The 17,259-nt window shown below is 66.9% G+C and carries 12 protein-coding genes; all 12 read right to left on the reverse strand.

Annotated features, from left to right (window positions below; all coding sequences use genetic code 11):
* Positions 1-12: 12 nt before the first annotated feature.
* Positions 13-837 (reverse strand): peptide chain release factor N(5)-glutamine methyltransferase, encoded by an 825-nt coding sequence (gene prmC, locus KK131_RS15690; RefSeq protein ID WP_214557654.1) that lies wholly within the window; start codon positions 835-837, stop codon positions 13-15.
* Positions 830-4,990 carry a hypothetical protein gene (locus tag KK131_RS15695; protein ID WP_214557655.1) on the reverse strand — a complete coding sequence of 1,387 codons (4,161 nt, stop codon included), beginning with the start codon at positions 4,988-4,990 and terminating at the stop codon, positions 830-832. The genes prmC and KK131_RS15695 overlap by 8 nt, the downstream gene beginning before the upstream one ends.
* Positions 4,991-5,342: 352 nt before the next feature.
* Entirely contained in the window at positions 5,343-6,479 is a 1,137-nt protein-coding gene (locus KK131_RS15700) for a serine hydrolase (protein WP_214557656.1), read from the reverse strand.
* Positions 6,480-6,546: 67 nt separating this feature from the next.
* The gene (locus KK131_RS15705; RefSeq protein ID WP_214557657.1) at positions 6,547-8,400 is read right to left on the reverse strand and encodes an ABC transporter ATP-binding protein; all 1,854 of its coding nucleotides are present in this window, start codon (positions 8,398-8,400) and stop codon (positions 6,547-6,549) included.
* A complete protein-coding gene (locus KK131_RS15710; protein WP_214557658.1) occupies positions 8,397-9,206 on the reverse strand; it encodes an ABC transporter permease in 810 nt (269 codons plus the stop codon). The genes KK131_RS15705 and KK131_RS15710 overlap by 4 nt, the downstream gene beginning before the upstream one ends.
* Positions 9,207-9,224: 18 nt before the next feature.
* Positions 9,225-10,142, reverse strand: a complete 918-nt coding sequence (locus KK131_RS15715) for an ABC transporter permease (RefSeq protein WP_250887329.1) — start codon at positions 10,140-10,142, stop codon at positions 9,225-9,227.
* A gap of 23 nt (positions 10,143-10,165) precedes the next feature.
* Positions 10,166-11,791, reverse strand: a complete 1,626-nt coding sequence (locus tag KK131_RS15720; RefSeq protein WP_214557660.1) for an ABC transporter substrate-binding protein — start codon at positions 11,789-11,791, stop codon at positions 10,166-10,168.
* Complete coding sequence (locus KK131_RS15725) at positions 11,788-12,696, reverse strand: LysR substrate-binding domain-containing protein (RefSeq protein WP_214557661.1); 909 nt, start codon at positions 12,694-12,696, stop codon at positions 11,788-11,790. The genes KK131_RS15720 and KK131_RS15725 overlap by 4 nt, the downstream gene beginning before the upstream one ends.
* A gap of 40 nt (positions 12,697-12,736) precedes the next feature.
* Positions 12,737-14,239 carry an aldehyde dehydrogenase gene (locus tag KK131_RS15730; protein WP_214557662.1) on the reverse strand — a complete coding sequence of 501 codons (1,503 nt, stop codon included), beginning with the start codon at positions 14,237-14,239 and terminating at the stop codon, positions 12,737-12,739.
* A gap of 10 nt (positions 14,240-14,249) precedes the next feature.
* The gene (locus KK131_RS15735) at positions 14,250-15,548 is read right to left on the reverse strand and encodes an FAD-binding oxidoreductase (protein ID WP_214557663.1); all 1,299 of its coding nucleotides are present in this window, start codon (positions 15,546-15,548) and stop codon (positions 14,250-14,252) included.
* A 43-nt stretch (positions 15,549-15,591) separates the two neighbouring features.
* Complete coding sequence (locus KK131_RS15740; RefSeq protein ID WP_214557664.1) at positions 15,592-16,005, reverse strand: RidA family protein; 414 nt, start codon at positions 16,003-16,005, stop codon at positions 15,592-15,594.
* Between the two features lie 51 nt (positions 16,006-16,056).
* Positions 16,057-17,178 (reverse strand): FAD-binding oxidoreductase, encoded by a 1,122-nt coding sequence (locus tag KK131_RS15745; protein WP_214557665.1) that lies wholly within the window; start codon positions 17,176-17,178, stop codon positions 16,057-16,059.
* Positions 17,179-17,259: the final 81 nt, after the last annotated feature.

Raw genomic sequence — 17,259 nt, forward strand, 5'->3', positions numbered from 1 at the left:
GCGCGCGACGGCCTACCCGAGGCGCCCGCCGCTGACCCGGTCACGCATCTCCAGATCCTGCGCGGTGAACACCTCCACATAACCCGCCGCGTGCAGCAGCGCGCGGGCGGCTTCGCCCTGGTTCCAGCCGTGTTCGAACAGCAGCCAGGCGTCGGGGTGCAGGTGGGCGCGGGCATCGCGCACGATGCGGCGGATGTCGTCGAGGCCGTCGGGGCCGGAGGCCAGGGCGCTGGCGGGTTCATGGCGCAGGTCGCCTTGCGCCAGGTGCGGGTCGGCGGCTTCGATGTACGGGGGATTGGAGACGATCAGGTCGAAGTGCTGGCCGGCGAGCGGCGCCAGCCAGTCGCCGTGCACGAACGCGACGTTGCCGATGGCATGGCGTTGCGCGTTGCGCCGGGCGACGGCGAGTGCGGCGGCGCTGGCGTCGGTGGCGACCACCCGGGCTCGTGGCCGCTCGCGCGCGATGGCCAGCGCGATCGCGCCGCTGCCGGTGCCGAGGTCGGCCACGCTGCAGGCGGCGGCGAGCGGGAGGCGTTGCAGCGCCAGCTCGACCAGCAACTCGGTTTCCGGGCGCGGGATCAGCGTGGCCGGGCTCACTTCCAGATCCAGCGACCAGAAGCCGCGCCGGCCGGTGATATAGGCCACCGGTTCGCCCGCGGCGCGGCGTTCGACCAAGGCGGCATAAGCCGTCTGGACGTCCATATCCGGCACGTCGTCGGCGTGGGTGAACAGCCAGCTGCGTGGCTGCTGCAGCACGTGCAGCAGCAGCAGCTCGGCGTCGACGCGCTCGCCGAGCCGCTCGGCGGCGACAGCCAGCATGCCGCGGACATCAGGCATGCGGCGGCTCCGACGCCGATGGCGGCAGCTGCGGCGGCGCCGCGCCCGGCTTCGGCGCGGGCTTGCGCCAGTAGCCGCCGCGCGTCCACGCGTCGAAGGCCCAGCGCAGCCAGTCGATCAGCGACCATGCCAGCCACAGCGCCCACGCCAGCATGGCCAGCTTGTACACCCACAGCGAGACGCTGAACACGCCGCCGCCGGGCAGCGCATTGGCGCTCTGGTCGGCGAACCAGCGCAGGTTCCACGCATTGGATGCGTTGCCGGCCACGTGCATGTCTGGCAGGCCGAGCAGGCCCTTCGGCACCGCGCCGATCAGCACCACCAGCGCCAGCAGGGTGAGCAGCGCGAGACCCAGCTGCATCAGGTTGAACTTCGTGCTGCCCAGTTGTTCCGACGGCGTGCTGCGCGCACGCACGCCCAGCAGGATCAGCCACACCACCACCAGCGCGTAGGCGCTCCAGGCGAACGCGGAGAAACCCAACCCCAGCAGCAGCCAGTGGCGGAAGCGCAGCGGCGTCGGTGCGTAACGCGCCAGCAGCCACGCGGCGAACAGCAGCACGACCAGCTGCGACCAGTACAGCACCGCCGGACCGGTGGCCGGCCCCCACGTCCACAGCACCCAGCGATCCTGCGGCAGCTGCAACGCGAGGTCGACGTTCGCCACCGGCGCGTGCAGCGCGAACACCGGCGTGCGCGTGCGTGCGGCGACGCCGTGCGGCTCGCGCAGGCGCAGCGTGTAGTCGTGTTCGCCCGGCAGCAGCGGCAGGCTCAACTTGCCGTCGCGCACGGCCAGGTTGATCGGCTCGCCGTCGCGATTCGCATCGAGCAGTTCGGCACCGGCCGGCAGGCCGATCGCGTGCTCGCCGCCACGCGTGCTGCGCGCGCGCAGGCTCAGCGTGGTTTCGGTGGCACGTTCGCCGGCACGGCTGGTTACCTGCACGCCATCGAACGCCAGGCTGTCGCCGGCGATCGCCACCGGCTTGCTGAAGGCCAGCTGCAGGCTTTCGCCGGGCAGCGGCTGGTACAGCAGCCCGTCGTCGCTGGCGCTGGTCGGCACGCCCTTCGCGTCCACGTGCCACATCGGCGCGGCGTGGATGGCCCACACCTCGGCACGCTCGCCCAGCGCCGGCGCCGTGAGCGCCAGCTTCGTCGCATGATCGAGCCGGCTGCTCCAGCTCACCGCGCCGCTGTTCGCGTTGAAGGTGATGCTGATGCGGCCATCCTTCACCAGCGCGTCGTCGCCCAGCGGGTGCTCGCCCGGCAGCAGCGGCAGCGTGACGCTGAAGCCGCCGTCCTGCGGGGCGATGCGCTCGACCGTGTTCTCGACAGTCCAGTCGATGCCCAACTGCAGGCGGCGGGTCAGCCGCACATAAGGCGGGAAACTCTGCGCGGGCGGCAAGTCCTTGCCGTCGCTGGCGGTACGCATGCGCTGCAAGGCGATGCTGTCGCCCAGCGGGCGGCCGTCGTCGACGCCGGCCAGCGACCAGCCCTGGCCGCTGAACGCGATGCGCTGCGGGCGCAGCACGAAGCGCAGGCTGGCGTTGTCGGTCGCGCCGATGCGGTAGCGCAGGCTGACCCGGTGCACGCCGCGATCCAGCCGCAACAGCAGTTGGTCGCCGCGACGACTCAGCGGTGCATTCGCACGGCCGTCCACGTCGACATCGAGCAATTGCAGGGCGTCGTCGGCTTGCGGCAGCGGCAGCGCGACCGCGGCACCGACATGCGCCTCCAATGCCACATCCAGCGTGTCGCCACTGGCCTGCAGTTGCGCCTGCGCCACGGCGGCGCAGGCCGGCGCGCACTTCGGCGCCTCGGTCAGCCGGTCACGCAGCTGGTTCAGCAAGTCCTGGCTCGGGAGGTTCTGCGCATGCACGCCGGCGGGCAGCAGCGCGATGGCCAGCAAGGCGGCGCCCACCGCACCACCGTCGCGCCAGTCGCGCCAGCGACCGCGCAGAGGCGTCAGCAGCAGCGGCACCAGCTTCGCCAGCAGCAGCGCCAGCAGTCCCACCATGACCACCCGCAGCAACCGTACCAGCCACGCCGGCGCTATCACCAGCCTTGTGCTCTGCTCCGAAGTGACCGGGCCGGACCAGCCGAGCCGGTAGTCGTTGCCCTGGTTCCAGCTCGGCATGCCGGCGCCGGCCTGGATCACGCTGCGGCTGTCGACCTGGTTGTTGCCGGCACTGCCGAGGCTCGGCATCTTCGTTCCCACGACAACGACCGAAGACAGCGCCTGATTCGAACGGTCACTTGCCACCAGGCCGGAGTCTCCCCGTACTTGCCTGTCCTTCATCGCGTCTTCGGCCGACGGTGCGGCGGCGGCCATCTCTTCGACGGGCGGCGGCGGCGCCGGCGCCACCTGTTGCTTCATCTTCATCTGCGCATTCGCATAGGCCTCTTCCCGTGCAGCCTGCTCGGCGTAACCCGCCGAGACGATCCGTACCTGGCTGCCGCCTTCCAGTTGCGGATGCAGCGCGTACTGCAACTGCGCCGCGGCGAACGGCAGGGTCCACAGCACCGCCAGCGCGAAGACCGCCACCGCACCGGCGCGCGCCGCCGCGCGCAGCCGGCCTTCCGGCAAGGCGCGCAGCAGCAGCGCCAGCGCCAGCGTCACGGCCAGCGTCCACAGCGGTGCCGTGTGCTCATGCTGCGCCAGCGCCAGATAGCCGGCCGCCAGCAGCGCCCACGGCCAACCCAGCAGACGGCCGGCGAGCAGCGCGATCAGGGCCACCACGAACAAGTCGAGCAGGCTCCACTGGCCGACCCACGAATCGGGCGAGCGGTCCACGCCGATCGCGCCGAGCAGGCGGTAGCCGTACGGCAGATGCAGGGTGGCGTCGATGCTTTCCAGCGGCAGCTGCCAGCCGGCACTGGGAATCGCGCCGCGATGCGTGGGCAGGCGCAGGCCGGCGTCGAGATCGAGCTGCTGTTCGCGCAACTCGACGCCGCTGCCGCCACCCTCGCCCTGGCTGACCAGCAGCGGCTCGCCGTCCTGGCTGGCCCGCTGCAACTGCCACGGCGCCGCCACGTCGAGGCGCCGGTGATGGCGCAGCTCGCCGCTGAGGCGGTCGGCCACGCTGAGGCCGCCGCCATCGAAGTCCAGCCACAGCTGGCGCTGCAGGTGCAGTTGGTCGCCCTTGCCGCCCTCGTCGCCGCGCGTGCCCTGCTCGACCGCCAGGCCCGCACCGTCGTCCAGCACGAAGGCCGGCAGCTCGCGCCACTCGCCCGGCACGCCGGCCTGCGCGGCATCGGTGGCATTGCCTTCCACCCGGGTGTTGCGCAGGGCTGGATCGTCGTCGTAGCTCCAGATCTCCTGCCGCGGCCACGGCGCCACCGGCAGCTTCAGCGCTACCTTGCCCAGCGGCGCGACGCTGCGCGCGGCCAGCGTGACCGTCCACTGGCCCGGCCGCAGTTGCACGCGCAGCTGGCCATCGCTCTCCAGCCGTGCCGGCAGGTCGCCGGACAAGACGGTGGCCACGAAACCCTCCGGCAATACCGGACCGAGCGCCTGCTCGCGCGCGCTGCCGGTGACGTTGAACTGCAGCTGCGTTTCCAGCGTGGCCGGCAGGCCATCGGCAAGGCGGCGATAGACGCGCAGCGACAGCGCATCGGCGGCGCGCTGCGCGGCGGCGGCTTCGCCCAGGGTGAGCTGTTCGCCGTTGCGTTCGATGCGGGTCACCGCCGCACCCTCGACGCTCAGCGCCACCAGCCCGATCGCCGAAGGTACGCGCAAGCGCGCCGGGCGCGCCGTCCACGGCAGCGTGCCGCGCAATTGATAGTCGCCGGGCGTCAGCCACAGCATCGGCTGGCCGGCGCGCTGCAGCACCGTCGCCGGCTGGTTGTTCGCACTGACCTGCTGCGGCCAGCTCCGCGCGTCACCGGGCAATGCCACCCAACTCGGCGCATCCACGTGCACGTCCAGGCCGAAGCGGCCGCCGTCCTTGCCGGCATCGAGGACCAACCGGCCGGGCCAGGCGCATTGATGGCTGCCGGCATTCGGCGCCTGGGTGGCGAGAAACGGGCAGTCGTGCTGCGGCACGTCGTGCAGCACCCAGCCCTGCCAGTCGCGCAGCGGCGGAGGTACGTCCTGCGCCGGCAACGGCGCCGCCAGCAGCAACCACAGGCCCAGCAGTCCGAGCATTCGAGCGAGCATGCAGTTCTCCCTGTGTGCCGTGCGGCCGGCACAGTGTAAGTGGAACACGACAGGCACACAGCCAGACCGTCCCGTCGACGATTCCGGCGTCAGCGGATGCCGGTCACCGATTCAACGCAGCCGACGGCACAACGGGGTTGCATACCTGCGACGGCGGCACTCACTGGAAAAAGCCGGCATTGGCGTGGCGTTCTCCGCAGGCAAGCAGGCTGGTCACCCCCGATGCAACCGTTCGGGCGCGCGGACAGAGATTCCGGCGCAGTGCTCAGCGGCCGGCCAGGCCCAGGCTCTCGGCGGCCGCCCCACCGGTTCACGACGCCTGCTTTCGCAGCTCGTGGGAGAGGCAAGCCCCTCAGTCCGGCAACGCCCTCGCCAAAGCCGCGAAAAACGCATCGTCATTGATCTCGAAGCGCTTGGTATAGCCGGGTTTCGAACGTGCGCTGAGCACCACAGCCACCAGCCTCCTGCGAGGGTTGATGTGAATGAACTGTCCGTAGATCCCTTCGGCCTGGAAGCTTCCTTTCAGTTCAGGGTCGTCGAGGACCGGAATCCACCACATGTACCCATAGGGAACGATCGTCCCGTCGATCTCGAAAGGCGCGCCGGCCTCCGCGACCCAACTTTCCGGGAGAAGATCGAGGCCTCCGACTCGGCCGCCACCGAGAACGAACTGGCCGAAGCGCGCATAGTCGCGCAGGGTCGCAAACATGCCGCTGCCCGAGATCGCCATGCCGCCGACGGACTCGGTCCACAAACGCGCTTCCGCCTCCATTCCCAGCCTGGACCACAGGCGGGACTGCAGATAGTCAGCCATGTTCATGCCGGTGGCGCCTTCCAGGACCGCGCTGACCACGTAGGATTCGCCGGTGTTGTACTTCCATGACTTTCCGGGTGGTGTCTCGGCGGGAAGGCTTTCCATGAAATCCAGGATGCCGCGCTTCCGCCACTCGATCTGGATGTCCAGCAGCTGCCTGCGTTCCGAGGTCGGATCCTCGTAGGTTTCCCGCCATCGGATCCCCGAAGCCATCCTCAGAAGTTGCCGAACGCTCACGTCCTTGTAGATGCCGCCGACATCGGCGTAGCGGGTCACCGGGGCATCGAGATCGATCAGCCCTTCGCCCGCGGCGACCCCCACCAGAGTCGAAGAAACCGATTTGGCGAGCGAACAGGAGTTCCACATCGTCCGGGCATCGATGCCGAGGGAGTAAGTCTCCACAACGCGCCTGCCGTCCTTCAGGACCATCAGGCCGGCCACGCGGTTGACCGAGAGATAGTCGTACAGGTCGAAAGAGCGGCCATGATCCTCCACACGAAGGTTCTCCAGTGAAAGCCCGGCGCTCTCGAAGGAGGTCGTGTGCGATCCGGGCGCGACGGTCCTCGACGGGAACCAACCGCAGTCGCCCGTCATGGCTTCCATCACCTCGTCCGGCAGGAGGGTGCCGTCGAAAAAGCGCCGGATCTGCGCTTGCGCTTCTGGTTTCATGCTCATTGCAAATCTTCCGAGCCGGCCACCCTGTGGCTGCACGCGGCGCTGCCGCGCAACCGCAGTTCGGCCGCTACACGTGAGGGCCCAGGTCAGGCCCGGTTGTCGGCACCCGGCACGCTGCCGCCCACCCTGCCGGCAGGCGGCCGCTTTCCACGGACGGGATACAGCGCACGAAGTGGTCGTCAGCGACTTCCACCATGCAGGCGTTTTCGACGTCGTACCCTGGAGGTTCGGCGGCCTGCACGTCGAATTCGTAGCCCGGCGGCGGATCCGCGTGCCGATTCGCGAGGGCGGCCAAGGCATAGCGCGACGGCGCGATGCGACGGATGCGTGGAGTCGCCTCCAGCAAGGTGCGGGTATAGGGGTGTCGCGGGTCATCGAAGACGGCATCGCGACCGCCAACCTCCACCAGGCGCCCCTGCTTCATGACCATGACGCGGTCGGCGAGTTCCTCGACCACGTCCAGGTCGTGAGAGATGAACAGGTAGGTCAGCCCATACGCGGAACGCAGCCGCTTCAGCAGGTCGAGTATCTGCCGCTGGATGGACACGTCCAGCGCGGAAACGGGCTCGTCGGCCACGATCAGGTCGCCGCCTCCGACGATCGCGCGCGCGATGCCGACCCGCTGGCGCTGGCCGCCGGACAGCTGATGCGGGTAGCAATCGTGCATGTCTTCGCCAAGCCCGACCTCGGCAAGCATGTCCCTGGCGCGCCGCAATCTTTCAGCGGCAGCGGCGATTCCGCCAGCGCGTAACGGCTCGGCAACAGCCTGCTTGATCGTCATCCGCGGATCCAGGGAGCCGCCGGCGTCCTGGAATATCATCCGTACTTGCGGCCGAGACCCCGCAACATCCTTTCCTCCATCACGTCGTTCGATGCCACTTGCGAAAAGGATTTCTCCCCGGTTCGGCCTATAGAGGCCTACCAAGGCTTTCCCGACGGTGCTCTTGCCCGACCCCGACTCGCCCACCACCGCGAGGACTTCTCCGCTGCGGATGTCGAACGAGACATCCCTCACTGCCCGGACATATTCTTTCCGGGACAGGATCGACTTGCGGCTCTTGCGGAACGCAACGTCGATGTTCCTGACCCGCACGAGCGGGCTCCTCCCGGTCGAGCCTCCGCCGGCGAGGGCGCGTTCCGGGAACGCGTCAAGCAGGGTCCGGGTGTAGTCGACGCGTGGCTGCAGCAGAACCTTGCGCGCGTCGCCCTGGTCCATCACCCGGCCGTCCTTGAGCACCACCGAACGCTCGGCGTACTGCGCGACCATCCCCAGGTCGTGGCTGATCAACAGGATGGCGGTACCGACTTCGCGCGTCAGCTCGACGGCTTGTTCCATGATCTCCCGGCGGACTATCGCATCCAGTGCGGTCGTGGGCTCGTCCGCAATCAGCACGGCAGGGTGGGTCAACAGAACCGACGCGAGCATGAATCTCTGGCGCATGCCCCCCGAGAACTTGCCGGGGTATTCATCGAAGCAGCGCTGCGGATTTTCGATCCTGACGCGCTCGAGCATCGCCAGGCAGCGAAGCCTCGCTTCGTGCGCGTCGACGTCTTCGTGCAGGCGCAACGCCTCCATCATCTGACGCCCCACTTTCAGAGAGGGGTTCAACGATGCCATCGGATCCTGGAACACCGCCGCGATGCTGCCGCCCCTGATCTTTCTCAACTCCCTCGGAGGCGTGGCGGTCAAGCTGTCGCCACGGAGCACGATGTCGCCGCCGGTGCACGCGAGACCGTTCGGCAACAACCGGAGAATGGCCCGCCCGATCGTGGTCTTCCCGCTTCCCGATTCGCCGACCAGTGCGACGATTTCCCCCGGAAGCATGTCGAACGACACGTCGTCGACGATCCTGCGAGCGCCCAGGGTGCTGACCTGGAGGCGATCTACCCGGAGGATAGGCGAACCTGGAGCCATGCTCATGCTTGCTTCATCCTGGGGTCGAGGAGGTCGCGACAGCCATCGCCCAGCAAATTTACGCCCAGCAGCGAAAAGGATATGGCGAGGCCAGGCACGACGGCCAGCCATGGCGCGTCGGCGAAGTAGTTCCTGCTGTCCGACAGCATTCCCCCCCAGCTTGCGGCAGGCGGCGGCAAGCCGAGCCCGAGGAATGAAAGCGCCGACTCGGCCAGCAGCGCCCATCCGAATATGGCCGTGGAGATCACGGTAACCAGACCCACCACGTTCGGCACGACATGCCGCGCCAGCGTGTAGGCCGCGGAGTTCCCCATGATCGAGGATGCCGTGATGTAATCCGCCTGGCGGATGGTCAGGACCCCGGTCCGCACGACGCGGACAACATAAGGTACGTACGCCACGCTCAGCGCGATGACCGGTGCCAGCGACGCACCGGAAAGGAGTGTCGTCATGGCGATCGCCAGGACCAGCGCCGGGAATGCAAGCAGCGCATCCATCACCGCCACCACGAACTTGTCCAGCCAGCCGCCCAGGAATCCGGCGGAAACGCCCACGATCGTTCCGGCCCCGGTCGCCACGAGGGTCGTCAGTCCAGCGATGGCCACGGTGATCGCCGCACCGGACAGGGTACGACTGTAGACGTCCCGCCCCCATTCGTCGCAGCCGAACCAGTGAGACCAGGACGGAGGCGCCAGGCGGTCGGCGGCGTCGATCAGGGTGGGGTCGTACGGCGTTCCGATAGCGCCCATCAGGGCCGCGGCGAAAACGATGACGACGATCGATCCACCAACTACGAGATTCGTCTTCTTCACGGCTCGCTCCAGGTCGACCTACGAGTAACGGACGGCAGGGCAGATGATCGGCGCCGTGAGTTCGAATACCAGGTTCATGAACACGTAACTCATCACGATCACCACCATGCATCCCTGGATGACCGGATAGTCGCGAGCGAACACGGCTTCGACCATGAGGCGACCCAGGCCGGGCAACGAGAACACCGTCTCGATCACGACGGCTCCGCCCAGAAGTCCGCCCAGCGCCAACCCCATCATCGTCCACGTCGGGCCCATCACGTTCGGAAACGCATGACGCCGGGCGACAAGCAACTCCGGAAGCCCCTTCGCGCGCGCGTGCGTGATGTATTCCAATCCCTTCACCTCGATCGTGCTGGATCGGACGAGCCGGACGAATACCCCGGTTTCCACCAGGGCCAGGGTCATGACCGGCATGACCAGATAGCGAATGCCCTGTCCGAAGTCGTCGAACGGGGAGACGTATCCGACTACAGGAAGCAAATCGAGCTTTACCCCGAACACGAGCATCACGATCAACCCAAGCCAGAAGCTTGGAATGGAGAGGAATGCAGTGGCGGCGGCCACGACCGCCGCGTCGGTATGCGTGTTCTGGCGCCATGCCGAGAACATTCCGGCCGGGACGGAAAGCAGGGCCGCGATGGCGACTGCGGGGACAACAAGAAGCGCAGTGACCGAAAAGCTCGAAAACAGCAGGTCGCCGACTGGACTGTCGAGGGCGATCGAACGACCGAAGTCTCCGCCGGAGACCGCCCGTAGCCAGAGCAGGAACTGCACGGTCAGAGGCTTGTCGAGGCCCAGCTTGGCGCGGATGCGCTGTAGCGCCTCGGCGTCGTCGACATCGCCCAGGATGATCTGGGCCGGATCCCCGGGTATCAGGCGGATCATGAAGAAGATCATGAACAGCGATATCAGTATCGTCGGCAGCGCCAGCAACAGCCGGCTCGTTGCGTACCTCATCATCGCGCGCCCTCCCGAACCCGATGCACGCCCCAGTAGCGCGCCCTGCCGAACATCCAGGACTCGAACCCATCGACGTCTTCGCGCACGGCATTGATGTCCGCCGGACTGAACAGCCCGATGTAAGGAACATCCTTCAGCATCAGCAGATGCAGCTGGTCGAACAGCTCGTGCCGCCTTTCTCCGTCGCCGGTACGCAGACTCTGCTCCAGCAACGCCAGCGCCTCTGGGTTGTCCCAGATCCTGCTGGGGTTCCTCGCGCGGTCGCCGAGGATGAACGAGTAGCTGCCCGCGGCATCGGCGCGCGCCGAGAATCCAAACGAAAGGAGCTGGAATTTCCCCGCCCTCCATCGATCCATCTGCGCCGCCCACTCCAGTACTTCGATCCGTATGTTGAGCCCGACCTGCCGGCACATCGCCTGCACCAGAAGAGCCTGGTTGAACATGGCGGGGTAGCGCCGGTTCGTGGACAGCACGATCGGCGCGCCGTCGTAGCCGGCTTCCCGCAGCAGCGCCCTCGAACGCTCGAGATCGGGTTTGCCTCCCAGGATCGAAGCCGGCGGGTGAAACACGCTCGCGTTCGCCACGATGGATGGATTGCCGACCGCAGTGCCCTCGTTGACGATATCCGCCAGCGCATCGCGATCGATCGCCAGCGCGATCGCCTGCCGGATACGCCCGTCCGCCAGGAGGGGGTCCTGGTTCTGCACGAGGATGCCGTAGCTCCCGAGCATGGGCGCGCTGACCAGCCTGACCCGCTTGATGTGCCTGATCTGCCGCATCTCCGCTGCCGGCACTTCGGGCATGACCTCGACCTGGCCCTTGTCCAGCGCCGCGAGTCGGGACGCCGCATCGCGTATGACCAGGAAGGTCAGGTGCTTTTCCAGGGCCTGCTTGGCGCCGGTGTTGCCGTCCCGCGGCTCCGGGCGTGGCAGGTATTCCGGGAATGCCTCCAGCTGGATGGAATCTCCGCGTTTCCACTCCACCAGGCGATACGGCCCGGTCGCGACGGGAACCCGCCACTGGCCCTGCGCGTCGACGGAGGATGGATGGAGAATGGCGCCCGCGCCGCAGTTGATGGCCGCCATCTGGCTGAGAAACAGAGGTTGCGGCCGGTTCAGGCGAAACAACACCTTCAACCGGCCCACGGCGCGCACTTCCTCGACGCGATTGCCGTTGGTTCCGTCGAAGTCGCTCAGGCAGGTCCATCCCGTCGCCGGATCCAGATAGCGACGCCACGACCAGACGACTTCCGCCGAGGTCACCGGCGCGCCGTTGTGGAACTTGAGCCCGTCACGCAACTTGAACAGGTACTCGAGCCCGTCGTCCGACACCTCCATGGATTCGGCCAGCAGCAACCCAGGGGTGCCGTCTTCCCGGTAACCCACCAGCCCTTCCACGATGTGCATCATGACCGTGTCGGTGTTCGCGTCGCGGTTGACACCCGGGTTCGTGCTCCTGATGTCGGAACTCAGCGTGACCAGAAAATGGCGGTTGCCCGAGCTGTCTGCCGCCTCACCACCGCGGCACGCCGCGAGCAACACCAGCAGGACGACTGCAAGCGGCCCGATTGTCCGGCTCAACCACCCCCAGGGGATCGTCGCGTGATGGCGCCGCCGGCTCATGCCTTGCCCGCGCCGACCAGGTTCTTGGAAATTTCGATCTCCTCGCAAAGCCAATCCTGGAAGACCCTCACCTGCACCCTGTCGCTGATGTTCGCCGGCTTGACGAGGTAATAGGAGACGCCGCTCGGCACCGATCGCTCGGATGCCTTGACCAGCTGTCCGTCCCGGATCGCGTCGATGGCGAGCAAATGGTCGCTGATCGCGATCCCGAAGCCCGACTCGGCGGTGCGCAGCGCCATGTCCAGCACGTCGAAGTCGAGCCCGTGGTCGGTATCGATTTCGCCGCCCTCCCAACCGTCGGCCCAGGTCTTCCAGTCCTGGTGGCTGGGCTGTGGGTGCAAAAGCATCTTTCCTGCCAAATCGTCGGCAGTCTCGATCATGCGCCCGCACAGATAGGTCGGTGAACAGACGGGCACCAGGCGCTCTTCGTACAGCTCAACGGCATCCTCCCTCCTCCAGCTCCCCAACCCGAACCGGATGCCGAGCTCGGCATCGTTGTCGCTCGACACCATGTCGTGCCAACGGGTATGGATGAGCACCTTGACGAACGGATAGCGCTCGTTGAACTTGTGCAGGCGCGAATAGAGCCAGCGAATCGCGAAGGTCGGCAGCACGCGCACCTGGATCACGTCCTGGTCCCTGTAGAAGCTGGCGATGGTGGTGGCGATCTGGTCGAACGCGCTCCGGGTGCTCGCTGCCAGCACCGCGCCCGCCTCGGTGATCTCCAGTCCGTTGACGCCCCGATGAAACAAGGTCAGGCCGAGCTGCTGCTCGAGGATCTTGACCTGCCGGCTCACGGCGCTCTCGCTGACGTTCAACGCCGCCGCGGCTTTCCGAATGCTCATCTTCGATGCCACGACTTCGAAGCACTTCAGGGCATTCACCGAGGGCAACCGACGAGTCATCGAAATTCCCCATGGCCGCAAGAATTTGCGAACGATGCTATCACGGACTCGATCGCGCGCTGATCCATACCGTCTTGCTCCTCAGGTACTGGTCCATGGCCTCGGTCCCCTTGTCTCTCGCCAGGGAGCCCGAACGCTTGTAACCGCCGAAAGGGGTCTTGATGTCGCCTTCGGTGAAGCCGTTGACCGCGACCGTTCCGCACTCGAGCGAAGCCGCAAGACGCATCGCCCGATCGATATCGCCCGTGAACACCGTCGCATGCAGGCCGTACTCGGTATCGTTCGCGATGTCGGCGGCCTGCTCCGCATCCTCGATGACCATCGTGCCCAGCACCGGACCGAAGATCTCCTCGCGCGCAATCTTCATGTGGCGTTCCAGCCCGGTGAATACCGTCGGGCCAAGGTAGCTTCCGGGGCCCGCGCGTTCGGCAAGGTCCAGCGCCACGGCGGCCCCTTCCCGCCGGCCCAGCTCGAGATAGGATCTGACGCGCGATCGATGCTCATCGCTCACCAGCGGCCCCATCTCCGTCCGTGGATCCAGCGGATCCCCGATCCGGATCCGCTGGGTACGTTGCATCACGCGATGCAGGAACTCGTCATGGAGCTTCCTGTGAACGAGCTGGCGCATGTTCGCCGAGCAGTTCTGGCCTGCGTTCCAGAACGCGGCCTGCGCCGCGCTCTCGACGAGATCGTCGTCGATCCTGGCGTCGTCCAGAACGATGAAGGCGCTCTTGCCTCCCATCTCCAACCCGACGCTCTTCAGGTTGCTCTCGGCGGCATACCGCAGGAAGCACGAGCCGACGCTCGTCGAGCCGGTGAAAGAGACCGCATCGATGTCCGGGTGGCGGCCGATGGCCGCACCCGCCGTTTCACCCAGGCCCGGCAACACGTTCAGCACGCCATCCGGAATGCCGGCTTCCTGCGACAGTTCGGCAAGTCGAAGCAGGCTGAGAGACGTCTGCTCGGCCGGCTTGACGATGGCCGAGCATCCCGCCGCAAGGGCAGGCGCAAGTTTCCATGCTGCCATGATCAGGGGAAAGTTCCAGGGCAGCACCAGTCCGACGACGCCGACCGGCTCCCTGACGATCATGGCCCATACATCCGGGCCCGCAGGCGCGGTTTTCCCGAAAGTCTTGTCGATCAGCTCGGCGTACCACTGGAGACAGGCCGGAACTTCATCGCCGATCTCGCGCAGGCAGTCGCGGATCGGCTTGCCGCCGTCCATGCTCTCGATGACCGCGAGCTCTTCAGCATGCTTCCGAACCAGTCCCGCCAGGGCAAGCAGGGCCTCTTTCCTGGCTTCCGGAGGACGCCTGCACCAGATTCCTTCACGAACGCTGCGCCTGGCTGCGGACACCGCCATGTCGACGTCATCCCCGCCGCAGTGCGCTACCGTCGCAATCGGCTCGCCCGTGGCGGGATTGATGGACTCGATGACCCTGCCGTCCCGGGCACCGACGAAGCGACCTCCGATGAAGGCCCGGCTCTCCAGCTTCGCTCGTGCCGCGATGGCGTGGTAATCCCGATGCTCACTGACTGGCATGATGGCTCCCTCAAAGCGGTGCGTATGGACTTCCGTACGTGCCTCGCGCGAACCGGCTCAATTGAAACCGTGCCAGATCGATATCGCCGGATCTGCCCGACGCGATGCCCGCCACGACCTTGCCGACGGCCGGGCCCAGGGCAAACCCATGCCCGGAGAAGCCGGTCGTCACGATCAGTCCCGCGATCCCCGTCGAGCCGTCGATGACCGGGATCGCGTCGGGCAGGACATCGATGTTGCCTGCCCACGACTTCCGCACCCTGATGCCGTCCACTGCCTGGAACACCTCCTCGACGCGCGTCGCGACCTTGCGGACGCGGCGTCGGTTCGGGCGGATGAGGGGGGCCCGCGGCTCGACCATGCGCTCGTGCTTGCTCCACGCGATTCTTCCGTACACGTCGCCGACCAGTGCCCCGCCGAGACTCAGGTCGAACGCTCTCTTGTTCGCAAAAAGCCCGGGCATGAAGAAGCCGGCGTACCGGAATACGTCCAGCGTGACGTCGATGTCGGAAGTCGATTCGGCGGCGATGATGCAGGACATGTCCTTGCGCTGGCGGACGCCGACGCCGAACCCGCAGAAGCAGGGCACTGAAAGTTCGCGCACGGGTTCGGTGAGCGAAACAGTGTTTCGGACGACCTTCTGCGGCAGCAGCAATCCGATTTCCGCCAACAGGCGATGGGATGCGGCACCCGCGGCGCAAACGACGACCGGCGCCCGGATGCGGCCCCACTCCGTGGTGACACCGGCGACACGGCCGCCCTCGACGTCGATGCCGTAGGCACCGCAGCGCTCGAAGATTTCAACGCCGGCTTCCGTTGCCGCCTGGGCGAACGCGAGCGTCGCGGTTTCCGGTTCGGCCTGGCCGTCCTGGGCCGTGTACAAGGCGCCGCGCGAAGTCTGTGCAAGGTTGGGAAGCATCGCTTTCACCTCCCTCGGGGAGAGCATCTGCGTCGAAACCCCCGCGCCCCGCACTTCGTCCATCCACTTCTCGAAAGCGGCGGCCTCGCGCTCGTCCGTTGCCGCGAACAGGCACCCGGTCCGGCGCCAGCCCAGCGGACGGCCGAGCTCCGCTTCCAGCGTCGGCCACATCGCGAGCGACGCGACGGCGAGCTGGATTTCGGCGGGATCCCGGTACTGGGAACGGACAAACCCCCAGTTCCGTCCCGACTGTTGCGACGCGACGCGATCCTTTTCGAGAACGACCGTTCTCATGCCGGTACGGGCCAGGTAATAGGCCGACGCCAGACCCATGATGCCGCCGCCGACGACGATGGCGTCGGCACGTTCCGGAAGTCGCTGATGGTCCATGTCGCGGACGCACGCACCATTCGTGAACACCCCTCGAATACGGTTACTTGGACTCATCGACGATTGCGTCCATGTCCATCTCGATGCGGATTTCCGGATCGAAGAGCCACGCTTCGACCGTGGTGCACGCCGGGCAAATGCCGGCGAACGCGTCGGCATAGGCGCGCATCACATCCTCGTAGTCATCGGCGTACGCCAGGTACATGCGCACCCGAACGATCTGGCCGAGGTGTCCGCCTGCCTGCGCCAGCACGGACTCCACGTTCTTGACGAGCTGCGCTACCTGCTCCCTGGCGGAGGCGGCGAGCGTGCCGGTTGCGTAGTCGTATCCCGTCGTTCCGGAGATGAAAAGCTGGTTGCCGACGAGCACGGCGCGGCTGTAGTTGTACTCCTGCTCGAACTTGCTGCCGGACGAGAACAGCTTTCTTGTCGATGGGGGTTTCTTGTTGGGGTTCATCTGGGCTTGCTCCTGGGGTTTTCCGTGCGCGGCTGGTTGGTCGCAGACAAATCATCCGAGTCGCCCGGGCGAAAGCGCCTGCTCGGTCACGCCGCGTTCAAGCACTTCCAACGGCAGCCGGGAGCCCGTCGCGATCGCAGCGATGGATGCCCCCATCGCCGGCGACGTCAGCACGCCGCAGCCGCCTTGCCCGGCGACCCACATGAACTCGGGCCGGTCCAGCGCGCGGCCCAGTACCGGATTCCTGTCGGCGACGAAGTTGCGCAGGCCGGCCCAGCTGCTGATCAACCTGCTCACGTTCAGCGTCGTTTCCCGCTCGATGTTGTCGACGCCCTGGGCGACGTCCAGATCGTCCGGGTACACGTCCCCCGGCGCGGTCAGCACTTCCTCGGCCAGGCTTCCCATGAAGGTCGAGCTCTCGGGCTTCAGGTACCAGCGATAATCCACGTTGCACACGTGCGGCCAGCCCGCCACCGAAACGCCATCCCGAGCGGGAAACGTGAAGGCGGTTCTGCGCATTGGGCGAATCCCGAGCGGGGCAACGCCCGCAAGCCCGGCGACCACATCGACCCAGGCTCCGGCTGCATTGATCAGAAGCGAGCCACTGAACTCCCCCCTCATCGTCGCCACGACCCAATACCGCCCAGTCCATTTGATTGATTCCGCAGCGGCATGGGTCAGCACTTCGGCTCCGTTCGCCTTTGCGCCGCGCAGGTAACTCTGCAGCAAGAGGCCGCCGTCGATGTCCGAAGCTCCTGCTTCGAACACGCCGAGGTCGACACCATCGGTACGCAGCGCGGGGAACAAGTCGAGGGATTCTTTGCAGCCCACGATGCGCGCTTCGGCTCCGGATCCGGCGATGCGATCGGCCAGCGCCTGCAGGCGCTGGCGCTGATCGCTTCGGCCAACCGTAAGGCTTCCGCGCGGCGACAACAGCGGGCGCTCGCAGAATCCAGGCGGCGGCGCATCCAGGAAGGAGCGACTGGCCACGCCCATGGCACGCATGAGATCCGCGGTGATGCCGACCGTGTACTGCTCGGCGGATCTCCCGGAGCTGTGGATGGCCAGCGCAGCCTCGCGCTCCAGCAGGAGCACCTTCGCGTTGCGCGACAGGAAGTAGGCCGCGGAGGCCCCAGCAAACCCGCCTCCGACGATGATCGCGTCGTACTTCATTCCGGATCCGTTGTGTGCACTGAAACGATGGCGCGGGTAATCCGGCGCCAGGTTGTAGGCAGGCCGGCAAGGCGTTGCGAT

Origin of the sequence: Rhodanobacter sp. LX-99, from assembly GCF_018599185.1 — a bacterium.
Taxonomy (GTDB): domain Bacteria; phylum Pseudomonadota; class Gammaproteobacteria; order Xanthomonadales; family Rhodanobacteraceae; genus Rhodanobacter.